Genomic DNA, 11,705 nt, shown 5'->3' with positions numbered 1-11,705 from the left:
GGGAGGGTAAGGCGCCGGCTCTACGGCATCAGCTGATACTCATAAAGCTTCTGATAGAGCCCGCCCTGTTTGAGCAGGGTCTTGTGCGGGCCGCTTTCCCGCACCTTGCCCTTCTCCAGCACCACGATCGTGTCGGCCTGATGCACCGTTGACAGCCGATGCGCGATCACGATCGTCGTGCGTCCGACGGTGAGTTGCTGCAACGCGTCGCGGAACAGCGCTTCCGACTCGGCGTCCAGCGCGCTGGTCGCCTCGTCGAGCAGCAGGATCTCGGCATTGCGCAGCATGGCGCGCGCGATCGAGATGCGCTGGCGCTGGCCGCCGGACAGCAATGAGCCGTTCTCACCCACTTCCGTCTCGTAGCCCTTGGCCATGGCGCTGATGAAATCATGCGCGTTGGCGGCCTTGGCCGCGGCGATCACCTCCTCATCGGTCGCGTCCTGACGCCCGAGGCGTATGTTGTGCATGATGGTGCCGGCGAACAGGAACGTGTCCTGGCTGACATAGGCAATCTTCTGCCTGAGTGAATCGAGCGTGGCGAAGGAGATGTCCTGGCCGTCGAACATCACCTTGCCGCTCTGCGGGTCGTACATGCGCATGATCAGATTGAGGATCGTCGACTTGCCGCCGCCGGAAGGTCCGACCAGCGCCGTCATCTTGCCGGCCGCCAGAGTCAGGTTGAGATCTTCGAAAACCGGCGGGCTCTCGGGATAGGCGAAGCTGACATTGTCGAAGCGGATTTCGCCCGGGCCCTGCTGCAGCGGCTTGGCGCCGGGCTTTTCGGCCAGCGTCAACGGCCGGTCGGCAAGCTGGAACATCATGCGCACGCCGACGATGCCGGTCTCCAGCGAGATGCGCACGCGCGCCAGCCGCTTGGCCGGCTCATAAGCGAGCAGCAACGCCCCAATAAAGGCCATGATGTTGCCCGGCATCTGGCCGCCCTGCAGCACCAGGAAGCCGCTGATGAAGACTGCGCCGGCGATCGCCAGACCGGCAAGCGTTTCCATCACCGGGCTGGTGGCCGCCTCGAGCGTCGCGATGTTGTTGGCGCGGTTTTCGACGTCGGAAACCGCTTTGTACATGCGCTTGCGCATCGCGCCTTCGAGATTGAAGGATTTGACGACGCGCACGCCGATCGCCGTCTCCTGCATCACATGCACGATCTGGCCGAGCGAGCGGAATTCCATCTTGGCGATCTGGCGCACGCGCTTGAGGATGCTGTTGACGCCGTAGATCGCCACTGGTCCGACGACGAAGCAGATCAAGGAAAGCGCCGGCTGCTGCCAGACCATCACCGCCACCAGGGAGATCAACGTCACCAGATCGCGCACATAGGAGGTGACGACGAGATCGAGCACATTGCGTGCCGCCTGCGCATTGTTGGTCATGCGGGTGATCAGGTCGGACGACGAGGTCGAGTGGTAAAACTCAATGCCTTGCGCGAGGATCCGGTCATAGATCTTGCGCTGCCGGTCGGCGATGATGGCGTTGCCGACGCGGCTCATGAAATAGGCCTGGACGAAATTAGCGAAGCCCTTGAGGATGAAGATCGCCGCGGTTGCGGCCGCAATCATGTTGACGTGACCGATCCTCTTGTAGACCACGAATTCGTTGGTGATTTCGCGCAGCATATAGGCGCTGGCCGCCGTCGTGCCGGCCATCACCAGCATCGACAGTATGGCGAGGGTGTAGCCGACCCTGTGCTCTTGGAAGGATTCCTTGACCAGCCTCGCGATGAGGCGCTGGTTTTCCGTCGAGCGGAAGAAACGAAACAACGGCTGATCCCATGCCTTGCGAATTTCGGATTCGCCACCGGGGCGAGAGGCGGCTTATAGAGCGAGTTGCCGCCGGATGGAACCTTTCGCACTTGCGCAATGGCACGGCCGCTATGACGACGCTGGTTCTGCAGGGAGGATGACGACAGATGGATTTCGACCTCATCGTGCGCGGCGGCACGCTGCCGGACGGCAGGATCGCCGATATCGGCATCGCTGGCGGGACCATCGCCGCGATCGAGCCTCAGTTGCAAGGCGCAGCCCGGAGCGAGGTCGACGCGCGCGGCAATCTCGTCTCGCCGCCCTTCGTCGATCCGCATTTCCATATGGACGCCACGCTCTCCTATGGCATTCCGCGCATCAACGCTTCGGGCACGCTGCTCGAAGGCATTGCGCTCTGGGGCGAGTTGAAGCCGCTCCTGACGCATGAGGCCGTGCGCGACCGCGCGCTCGCCTATTGCGACTGGGCGGTATCGATGGGCCTGCTTGCCATCCGCACCCATGTCGATGTCTGCGACGACCGGCTGCTTGCCGTGGAAGCCCTGCTGGATGTGAAGAAAACGGTCGCGCCCTATATCGACCTGCAGCTGGTCGCCTTTCCGCAGGACGGGTTTTATCGCTCGCCGACGGCGCGCGAAAACACAATCCGGGCGCTGGATATGGGCGTCGACATCGTCGGCGGCATCCCTCATTTCGAGCGCAGCATGGCCGACGGCACCCGCTCGGTGACGGAGCTCTGCGAGATCGCGGCGAAGCGCGGCCTGATGGTCGACATGCATTGCGACGAGACTGACGACCCGCTGTCGCGCCACATCGAGCAGCTTGCCTATGAAACGCAGCGCCTCGGCTTGCAGGGCAGGGTGGCGGGCTCGCACCTCACCTCGATGCATTCCATGGACAATTACTACGTCTCGAAGCTTTTGCCGCTGATCGCCGAGGCCGGCGTTTCGGCGATCCCCAATCCGCTGATCAACATCATGCTGCAGGGGCGCCACGATACTTTCCCCAAGCGGCGTGGTCTGACCCGCGTGCGGGAGATGCTGGCGCTCGGCATCCGTGTCGGCTGGGGCCAGGACTGCGTGCTCGACCCATGGTATTCGCTGGGCACGGCGGACATGCTCGACGTGGCCTTCATGGGTCTGCATGTCGCGCAGATGTCGAGCCCGGCCGACATGACGCGCTGCTTCGACATGGTCACCAACGTCAACGCCGCCATCATGGGGCTTGATCATCTGGGTCTGGCCGTCGGCAAGCGGGCGAGCCTCGTCGTGCTCGACGCCGGCAATCCGATCGAGGCCGTCCGCCTGCGCCCCGAGCGCCTCTGTGTAATCGCCAGGGGCAAGGTGGTGGCCGAACGGACAAGGCAGGAGACGCGGCTGTCGATCGCCGGTCGGCCGGAGACCGTCAACCGCAGGCACAAATCCGCGTAGCGCCAGCCGATTTCCGCCGCTGGTCTTACGGATCGTCCGAATCTCCCTCCTCAAAGCGACAGATTGCGCGTAGGGAGCCGGGTATGCCCCAGTTCCTCGCCCGCAATGTTACGATCAAGAATGTCCTGCTCGCCGGCATTCTCTTGATGCTGGCCGGCGACTTCATGTTCGCGCTGAACGACGCGATGGGCAAATGGCTGGTCGCTTCCTTCTCGGTCGGTCAGGTGGTGCTGGTCCGCTCCATCGGCGCCTTCTTGGTGCTCGGGCCGATGATCGCCAACCAGGGCGCGGGCAAGCTGCTTCAGGTGGAAAGACCGGTGCTGCAGGTCCTGCGCGTCGCGGCGACTACGCTCGACACCGGGCTGTTCTATGCCGCGGTCGTCTATCTGCCGCTCGCCGACGTGATGAGCTTCTACATGGCCGGACCGATCTATGTCGCCGCGCTCTCGCATCTCCTGCTCGGCGAGAAGGTCGGCTGGCGGCGCTGGCTTGCGATTCTCGTCGGGTTCTGCGGTGTGCTGATCATCCTGAAACCCTCGTCGGCGGCGTTTTCGCTGTCATCGGCCTATGCGCTGATCGGCAGCATTGCCTTCGGCTTCGCCATCATTCTCGGCCGGCGTTTGCGCGGAACTAGTGACACGACGCTGGTCACCTGGCAGACCATCGGCACGCTGATTGTCGGCGGCGCGCTTGCAATCGGCGCCTGGCGCACGCCGTCCGCGCTCGATTTCGGCGCCATGCTTTTGCTGGGCGTCGTCTCCTGCGCGGCCCATCTGATGATCACCCGAGCGCTGAAGCTGGCGCCGGCGTCAACACTGGCGCCGCTGCATTACAGCCTGCTTTTGTGGGCCATCGTCTTCGGCCTGGTCTTCTTCGGCGATGTGCCGAGCCCGCGGATCCTCGCCGGCTCGGCCATCGTTGTGCTCGCCGGCATTTTCATCTTCCATCGCCAGAAGGTGGTCGAGACCGTCGTGCCGCCGGAAAACGTCCCGAAAGGCGTCAATTAGAGCCGGATGATTTCAGGTCGAATCGGCCTGAAATCTGAATCCGGCTCTAAATCAAAGAGACAGAGCATGATGTCGTCCGAAAACCGCTTCACACTTTTCGGCATCATGCTCTAGGATCCAGGCCTGCGCTCACCCCTCTCGCACAGCGGCGAGGTGCCGTGAAAACTCCGGCGTCTCCATCAGCGCCTTGCAGCGGGCGAAGCGTCCGTCGGCATAGGCGCGGAAGTCGTCGACCGGATTGTTGTTGGCGAGCTGAATCAGCCCCCACAGCGTCCAGAGCAGGTCGCACATGGCCTTGTAGATGGCGACGCGGCCGCGCTCGGCCGGCCTTGCTTCGCCGCCGAAATAGGCGCGCATCAGCGCTTCGTCCTGGCCGGCGTCGAACTGGCCTTCGACCGAGAGGTCGCCGAGGTCCCACAACGGATCGTTCATGCCGGAATACTCCCAGTCGACGATCCACATCCGCTCCCCGGTATCGAGAAAGTTTTCGCAGAGCGGATCGCAGTGGCAGGCGGCAAGCTGGATCGGGTGCGTGACCAATGCTTCGCGCACCACCGCCGCCTCGCGCACCACGTCGTGATAGCCGGGCGGCAGGGCCACATCCTTGGCCGACAGCACTTTCAGATAGTCGTCGATCATCGCAAACAGCTCGAAGCGGAAGGGGAAGACCGCGCCGGACGCATGCAGCCTGCGGAAGGCTGCACCGGCACGCGCCGGACTGCCCTGTCTGGCCTTGAACTTTTCCGGCGACATGGTCTCGGCGCCGGCGACGAAGCGCGTTGCCATCAAGCCGGATGCGGGATCGGCAAAAAGCACCTCCGGGCTGACGCCGGCCTTGGCCGCCTCGCGCGCCGCCACTGCCTCGTTGGCGCGGTTGATATATTCCTCCGTGCCCTTGCCGGGAATACGCAGGCAGACCTCGCCGGCCTTGTAGACACGGTTGGTAAGGCCGCCCAGCCGCTCCAGCGGACCCTTATATCCGGCAAGCGCCGGTATGGCGGCCAGCGCCGCGCGCGCCTCTTCCATCGTCACCCCCTTAACCATCACGCCATGTTTATGGCGGAACGGTTCCACAGTTTTTGCCGCTTGGCTACCATGGCCGACACGAATCGGCGGCGGGAGCGGCAATGGCGGACGGCAGGCACAACAGCGCGCTAGGCGCGGCCTATGCGGCAACACGGCCGGAGGAAGTCGCCGCTATCTACGATAGCTGGGCCGAAACCTACGACGCCGATATGTCGGCGGCCGGCTATCGCCATCCGACCATCTGCCTTGCCCTGCTTGCCCGCCATCTGCCACGCGGCGCAGAGCCGCTTCTCGATGCCGGCGCCGGCACCGGTCTGATCGGCGAATGGCTTGCCATCACCGGCTATCCTCAAGTCGAGGCGCTCGACATCTCGCAAGGCATGCTGGATAAGGCCGGCGCCAAGGGCGTCTACACGGCGCTGCATCGTCTGGCGCTGGGCGGCGCCTTGCCTTTCGCGGATGGCGCCTATGCCGGCATCGTCTCGGCCGGCGTCTTCACCTCCGGCCATGTTGGTGTCGAGGGGCTCGACGAGTTGATCCGCATCTGCCGTCCAGGCGGCATCATCGTGCTGACGATCAAGAACACGCTCTGGCAGGCCGGCTTTGCTGAGCGGATCGCCGCGCTCGAAGCGGAGGGCGTCATAACCCGGCTTGAAGAGACACGGCCCTACGCCTCGATGCCCGGCGAGGGCGACGCGGTGCCGAGCAGAGGCCTCGTGCTGCGCGTCGGCTGACCGCTTTCCTCGCTTATGCCTTTATCTTCTCTCCGGCCGGATCGTACATCGGCTCGAGATGGATCTTTGCCGGCGTGCGCCTCATCGCCACCACCAGTTCATAGGCGCCGGAGGCGAGGAAGTCGTCGCTGACGCCATTGGCGTTGCGCACATAGCCATAGCCGATGTTCTTCTCCACAGTGTAGCAATAGCCGCCGCTGGTGAGATAGCCGACCGGTTCGCCGTTGCGCAGGATCGTCTCGCGTCCGGCCAGGACGACCTCCGGATCGTCGACCGTGAAGCCGGCAAAGCGTTTTGTCAGCGGCTCGCCGGCCGCCTTCTCCAGCGCCCGCCGCCCGATGAAGTCGGTGTTCTTCCTGAGCTTCGCCGCCCAGCCGAGGCCAGCCTCCTGCGGCGTGTCGTTCGGCGTGATGTCGGATCCCCAGGCGCGATAGCCTTTCTCCAGCCGCAGCGATTCCAGCGCCCGGTAGCCGACCGGGCGGATGCCATGCTGTTTTCCGGCCGCCATCAGCCCGTCGAAAATCTCGCCCGTGGCGGCGATCGGCACATGCAGCTCCCAGCCGAGCTCGCCCACATAGGTGACGCGCAGCGCCCGCACGGTGTGGCCGGCGATGTCGATCTCGCGCGCGTGGCCGAAGGGGAAGGCGGTGTTCGAAACATCGGCGTCCGTAACTGCCGACAGCACGTCGCGGGCGCGCGGCCCCATCAGCGACAGCGTGCCGAAATCCTCGGTCACGTCTTTCAGCGTCGTCTCGAGTCCCTGGCCGAGATGGTCGCCGATCCACGAAAAATCATGCGTGCGGAAACCGGTGCCGGTGACGATGTAGAACCTGTCCCCGCCGAGCCGCGACACCGTGAGGTCCGCCTCGATTCCGCCGCGCGTGTTCAGAAGCTGCGTGTAGGTCAGCCGGCCGACCGGCTTGTTGACGTCGTTGGCGCAGATCCAGTCGAGCGCCTTCAGAGCATCGGCCCCTGTCATCTCATATTTGGCGAAAGAGGATTGGTCGAAGATGCCGACCTTCTGCCGCACATGGCGGTGCTCGTCGCCGACCGGGCCGAACCAGTTCTGCCGGCCCATCGAATAGGCGTCCTCGGCGGCTGCGCCATCGGGCGCGAACCAGTTCGGCCGCTCCCAGCCGAGCTTGGAGCCGAACACGGCACGGTGGCTCTTCAACCGCTCGTAAAGCGGCGAAACGATGCGCGGCCGGCCGGACAGATACTCTTCGTGCGGGAAGCCGATCGTGTAGTGCTTGCCATAGGCTTCGAGCGTGCGGTCGCGGACCCAGTCGCGGTCGCGGTGCAGGCCGGAGAACCGCCTGATGTCGACCGCCCAGAGGTCGAGCGGCGCCTCGCCGTCGACCACCCATTGCGCCAGCACCCAGCCCGCGCCGCCGCCCGATGCAATGCCGAAGGCGTTGAAGCCGGCGCCGACGAACATGTTGGCGCATTCGGGCGCGACACCAAGGATGAAATTGCCGTCCGGCGTGAAGCTTTCCGGCCCGTTGATCATTTGCTTGACGCCGGCATGGCCAAGCGCCGGCACGCGCTCGATCGCCTGCGCCATATGCTGCTCGAAGTGGTCGTAATCGTCATCGAACAGGCGGAACTCCCAGTCGTCGGGCACGTCGCCTCCTGGGAGCTCAGTCGTCCAGGCCTGCGGGTTCGGCTCATAGCCGCCCATCACCAGCCCGCCGACCTCTTCCTTGAAATAGGTGCGGCGGTCGGGGTCGCGGATTGTCGGCGCGTCGTTGGCCAGCCCTTCGATCTTCTCGGTGATGACGTACTGGTGCTTGACCGGCTGCAGCGGCACGTTGATGCCGGCCATCGCGCCGACCTGCCTTGCCCATTGCCCGGCGCAGTTCACCACCTTGTCGCAGGCAATGTCCCCCTTTTCGGTCTTCACCGCGGTGATGCGTCCGTCCTTCATCTCGAAACCGGTGACGCGCACGCCCTCGAACAGTTTTGCGCCATGCATGCGCGCGCCCTTGGCAAGCGATTGCGTGATGTCCGAGGGGTTGGCCTGGCCGTCGGTCGGCAGCCAGGAGGCGCCGACGAGGTCGCCGGTTTCCATCAGCGGCCACATGCGCTTCACCTCGGCGGGCGACAGAAGCTGCATGTCCATGCCAAAGCTTTTTGCCGTCGTCGCCAGTCGCTTGAACTCGGTCCAGCGGTCGGCGTTGGTGGCGAGCCTAAGGCACCCGGTCATCTTCCAGCCGGTCGCCAGCCCCGTCTCGGCCTCGAGCCCCTTATAGAGCTCGACGGAATATTTGAGCACGCGGGTGATCGAGGCCGACGAGCGCAGCTGCCCGACTAGGCCGGCCGCGTGCCAGGTCGAGCCCGACGTCAGCTTGCCTTGCTCCAGCAGCACCACGTCGGCCTTGTGGTCGCGCGCCAAATGATAGGCGGTCGAGCAGCCAATGATGCCGCCGCCGATGACCACGATCCCGGCATGACTGGGCAAAGTCATGATCTTGTCCCGTATCTCGTCCGGTAGTTTTCCAGTGCAGCGTCGAGCCGCGCCAGGTTCTCTTCGGTATAGGCGACGTAGTCGATGCCGGGCGCGTCGAGATAAAGCTCGGAAACCATGCTCCACATCGCCTCGCGCAGCAGCGAGGCGCATTGCATGGCGGCGTGCGAGCGGCGGATCTCGCTGTCCGGCTCCTTCATGAAATAGGCGGTCAGGAAGGCGAAGGATTCCTCGTCGCTCATGGCGGCATTGGAGGCAGCCCCGGCCAGGTCGAACATGGCCGTGTTGAAGCCGGCATATTCGAAATCGCCACAGCCGCTTGCCGTCGTCGAGGATGTTGGCCGGCAAAAGATCATTGTGGCCGAAGACGATCGGCAGCAGCTTCTGCGCCCTTTCGAGCTCGTCCGCTAAAGTGAGATAACGCGGCAGCTCGTCCTTCTTGCGGCTGCCGCCTTCCTCGAGCGTGCGCGCATAGTCGCGGATGACGTGAAAGACCCAGAACATGAAGCCGGCGCCGGAGACGTGGTTCGGCATCTCGCGATGAAAGCGCCGCAGCAGCGCCGCCACGCGGCCGAGATCGGCGCGCACATCCTCGGCGAGGAAGGTCCTGGCGCCGAGAAACTGGGTCACCAGAATTCCGGGCTCGGCGTAGTGGACGGCCGGCGCGAATCCGGCCGCATGCGCTGCCCGCGCCGTCATCACCTCGCGCTCGCGAAAGACATGGTGGAACGGGAAGTCCTGGCCGAAGCGCACCACATGCCGTCCAGCGGCGTCCGTAACGACATAATTGGCGTTGCTGAGGCCGCCCGGAAGCGGCTCGATGTCGATGCCGCCGCTCCAGCAGGGCAGGGCGCGGATGCGATCTTCGGTCGTTACGGGGGCGCTCACGGGTTCGGTCCTGCTTCGGCCGGCTTTCGACAAAGCGCCGGTTTCTCACAAAGCGATGAGAGAAAAAAGAAAGGCCTCGTCGGTGCGGGATGCCGGGATTGGTATCCCTCACCACACCGACGAGCCCCTTGGCCAGGTTTAGGATCCCGGCATCCGCCCCCGCGGATTCGAAAAAAGCTCGCGTCAGGCACGTTCCAGAAAATCTGGTCAGTCGATTGCGGCTCTGCCATCACCCTCCCGTGGCAGTTCCGAGCCTGTCACCACATCAATCTCACGCCAGCGTGATCTTGCTGTCAATAAAAAGCTGTGACCTTTTTTGGGTGTTTTGACCGAAAATATGAGCAATTCCTTTAAAAGCGTTAGGAATGCCGTAGAATCGGTCAGAATCCCGGACATCCACATGATCCACTCGAAACGGCATGGTGAGATCCTGCGGCTCCTCGGTGAGGAGGGCACGATCACCATCGCCAGCCTGGCCGAACGGCTGGGCGTGTCGCTGGAGACGGTCAGGCGCGACGTGAAACCGCTGACCGACGACGGGGCATTGTTCAAGATGCATGGCGCTGTCAGCCTGCCGTCGATGAGGGGCGAGGCGCCGTTCGAGCGCCGCATGCGTGAGAATGCCGAGGCAAAGCGTCTGATTGCCCGCATGGTCGCGGCCACCATTCGCGACGGCGAGTCGATCATGCTCGACACCGGCACCACCACGTCCTTCCTTGCGCGCGAACTGCTTGGCCACCGCCGCCTGACGGTGGTCACCAATTCGTCCGACATCGCCCGCACGCTGGCGACCGTGAACGGCAACAAGGTCTACATGGCCGGAGGCGAACTGCGCAGCGATTCAGGCGCGGCCTTCGGCGTCACGGCGATCGATTTCGTCAGCCGCTTCTCGGTCAGCCACGCGGTAATCTCCATCGGCGCGGTCGACGCCGTCGCCGGCCTGACCGACTACGAGCTGGAGGAGGCGGAATTCGCCCGCATGGTGCTGTCGCGCGGGCAACGCTCGCTGGTCGTCACCGACCATACCAAGTTCGGCCGGCAGGGCCTGGTTCAGGTCTGCGGCTTCGACGGGTTTTCCGAGCTTGCCACCGACCGGCCGCCGCCGCGCGACATCGCCGCCGCGCTCAGCCAGGCCGGTGCGCGGCTCAGCATTGCGACGGCCTAGCACCGAAGCCGCCGATGCCTTTCCTTCCCGGCCGCGCCGGTGTTTAGTCAGGCCATGGCCTTCACCATCCGCCAGCTCCAGTTCTTCGTCGCCGTCGCCGAGCAGGGCACGGTCTCGGGCGCTGCGCAGAACCTCTCCATCTCACAATCCTCGGTCACCGAGGCGATCAAGGAGCTTGAGAGCGATCTCGGCGTCGAGCTGTTCGACCGCCACCCGCGCGGCCTCAACATCACCCATAAGGGGCACCAGTTCCTGCGCCACGCGACGAAAATCCTCGCCGACGTTTCCGACGCGCGCCGCGCCTTCCTCGGCGATCAACTGACCGCCGGCGGGCGGCTGCAGCTCGGCGTCACCTCGCTTGTCGCGGGCTACGTGCTCTCCGATCTGCTGGCTCGCTACCGCCGCGCCTATCCGAGCGTCGAAGTCTCGGCGATCGAGGACAATGGCGACTATCTCGAGCATCTGCTGGTCGGCGGCAAGCTCGACATCGCCGTCATGGTCACGTCGAATTTGCGCGACCGCACCGCGCTGCAGTCGGAAATCCTCGAAGTCTCGGCCTATCGGCTCTGGCTGCCGCTCAGCCACAAGCTCGCCAGCGCCGACATTATCTCGATCGGCGATATCGCTTCCGAACCGCTGATCATGCTGACTGTCGATGAGATCGAGGAGAACACCGGCAAGCTGCTGTCGGCGCTCGGTGCGAGACCGCATGTCGCCTTCCGCACTCGCTCCGTCGAGGCCGTGCGCAGCCTTGTGGCCACGGGCGCCGGCGTGGCGCTGCTGCCCGATCTCGTCTACCGTCCCTGGTCTCTGGAGGGCGACCGTATCGAATCCCGCGATATCTCCGGCTCGCTTCCGGTCGTCCAGGTCGGCATGGTCTGGCGTCGCGGTTCCGGCCTGCCGCAGGCCGCCCGCGACTTTGTAGGCCTTGCCCAATCGCAGCGCATGGTCCGGCAGCGGCTTTGATCAGGGCAATTCCAGGAAAGTGTGAAACGGTCGAGCTCGGCGACTCCGCCGGAGCCTTCCGTCCGGAATTGCACCACTCTGGTATCGGGAAATCCGATATCGGCTTTCTGATAAATGAATTTGCGAAACCGGGATTTTCACAGCACTTTTCGGCTCAGGGAACAAAGCCGCTCGGGAGCGCGGCTGTCGGGGTGCTGAGAACTCCGACGTTCAGGGTTGCGCGTGATCCTTGTCGAAAACCGGATCG

9 protein-coding genes and 1 pseudogene are annotated in these 11,705 nt (G+C 64.3%); 5 read left to right on the top strand and 5 right to left on the bottom strand.

Features of this window, described 5'->3' with window-relative positions:
- Window positions 1-20: 20 nt before the first annotated feature.
- Window positions 21-1,775, bottom strand: a complete 1,755-nt coding sequence (locus CK220_RS27130; protein WP_095814463.1) for an ABC transporter ATP-binding protein — start codon at window positions 1,773-1,775, stop codon at window positions 21-23.
- A 149-nt stretch (window positions 1,776-1,924) separates the two neighbouring features.
- Here CK220_RS27130 and CK220_RS27125 point away from each other — a divergent pair, with 149 nt between their 5' ends.
- Both CK220_RS27125 and CK220_RS27120 read left to right on the top strand, forming a co-directional pair.
- Entirely contained in the window at window positions 1,925-3,205 is a 1,281-nt protein-coding gene (locus tag CK220_RS27125; RefSeq protein ID WP_095814462.1) for an amidohydrolase family protein, read from the top strand.
- A gap of 83 nt (window positions 3,206-3,288) precedes the next feature.
- Complete coding sequence (locus CK220_RS27120; protein WP_095814461.1) at window positions 3,289-4,212, top strand: DMT family transporter; 924 nt, start codon at window positions 3,289-3,291, stop codon at window positions 4,210-4,212.
- Between the two features lie 129 nt (window positions 4,213-4,341).
- Here the strand turns inward: CK220_RS27120 and CK220_RS27115 are convergent, their stop codons facing one another.
- The gene (locus tag CK220_RS27115) at window positions 4,342-5,244 is read right to left on the bottom strand and encodes a phosphotransferase family protein (RefSeq protein ID WP_095814460.1); all 903 of its coding nucleotides are present in this window, start codon (window positions 5,242-5,244) and stop codon (window positions 4,342-4,344) included.
- A gap of 95 nt (window positions 5,245-5,339) precedes the next feature.
- Here CK220_RS27115 and CK220_RS27110 point away from each other — a divergent pair, with 95 nt between their 5' ends.
- Window positions 5,340-5,972: a methyltransferase domain-containing protein gene (locus tag CK220_RS27110; RefSeq protein WP_095814459.1), complete on the top strand. Its 633-nt coding sequence runs from the start codon at window positions 5,340-5,342 to the stop codon at window positions 5,970-5,972.
- Between the two features lie 13 nt (window positions 5,973-5,985).
- On the opposite strand, the gene CK220_RS27105 is transcribed toward CK220_RS27110, so the two are convergent.
- The 3 genes and pseudogenes from CK220_RS27105 to CK220_RS31650 all read right to left on the bottom strand — a co-directional run bounded on the left by CK220_RS27105 (window position 5,986) and on the right by CK220_RS31650 (window position 9,723).
- A complete protein-coding gene (locus tag CK220_RS27105) occupies window positions 5,986-8,439 on the bottom strand; it encodes an FAD-dependent oxidoreductase (RefSeq protein WP_095814458.1) in 2,454 nt (817 codons plus the stop codon).
- A pseudogene (locus CK220_RS27100) lies at window positions 8,436-9,327 on the bottom strand (phosphotransferase family protein). Before CK220_RS27100 ends, CK220_RS27105 begins: the two are co-directional and overlap by 4 nt.
- Window positions 9,328-9,534: 207 nt before the next feature.
- Window positions 9,535-9,723, bottom strand: a complete 189-nt coding sequence (locus CK220_RS31650; protein ID WP_141245237.1) for a hypothetical protein — start codon at window positions 9,721-9,723, stop codon at window positions 9,535-9,537.
- Between the two features lie 4 nt (window positions 9,724-9,727).
- Between CK220_RS31650 and CK220_RS27095 the strand changes: the two genes are divergently transcribed.
- Together CK220_RS27095 and CK220_RS27090 are read left to right on the top strand one after the other, a co-directional pair.
- Window positions 9,728-10,492: a DeoR/GlpR family DNA-binding transcription regulator gene (locus CK220_RS27095; protein ID WP_095814457.1), complete on the top strand. Its 765-nt coding sequence runs from the start codon at window positions 9,728-9,730 to the stop codon at window positions 10,490-10,492.
- 54 nt (window positions 10,493-10,546) lie between these two features.
- Window positions 10,547-11,458 carry a LysR substrate-binding domain-containing protein gene (locus CK220_RS27090; protein WP_095814456.1) on the top strand — a complete coding sequence of 304 codons (912 nt, stop codon included), beginning with the start codon at window positions 10,547-10,549 and terminating at the stop codon, window positions 11,456-11,458.
- The last annotated feature ends 247 nt before the right edge of the window (window positions 11,459-11,705 follow it).

The sequence above is a fragment of the Mesorhizobium sp. WSM3860 genome (genome assembly GCF_002294995.1).
Taxonomy (GTDB): Bacteria; Pseudomonadota; Alphaproteobacteria; order Rhizobiales; family Rhizobiaceae; genus Mesorhizobium.
The sequence above is the reverse complement of the archived record's forward strand: the minus strand, read 5'-3'. Positions and strand labels throughout refer to the sequence as shown.

Excerpts from the sequence above, each read along its gene's own strand:
- CK220_RS27125 (WP_095814462.1), top strand. The coding sequence starts at position 1,925 with ATGGATTTCGACCTCATCGTGCGCGGCGGCACGCTGCCGGACGGCAGG.
- CK220_RS27120 (WP_095814461.1), top strand. The coding sequence starts at position 3,289 with ATGCCCCAGTTCCTCGCCCGCAATGTTACGATCAAGAATGTCCTGCTC.
- CK220_RS27110 (WP_095814459.1), top strand. The coding sequence starts at position 5,340 with ATGGCGGACGGCAGGCACAACAGCGCGCTAGGCGCGGCCTATGCGGCA.
- CK220_RS27105 (WP_095814458.1), bottom strand. The coding sequence starts at position 8,439 with ATGACTTTGCCCAGTCATGCCGGGATCGTGGTCATCGGCGGCGGCATC.
- CK220_RS31650 (WP_141245237.1), bottom strand. The coding sequence starts at position 9,723 with ATGTCCGGGATTCTGACCGATTCTACGGCATTCCTAACGCTTTTAAAG.
- CK220_RS27095 (WP_095814457.1), top strand. The coding sequence starts at position 9,728 with ATGATCCACTCGAAACGGCATGGTGAGATCCTGCGGCTCCTCGGTGAG.
- CK220_RS27090 (WP_095814456.1), top strand. The coding sequence starts at position 10,547 with ATGGCCTTCACCATCCGCCAGCTCCAGTTCTTCGTCGCCGTCGCCGAG.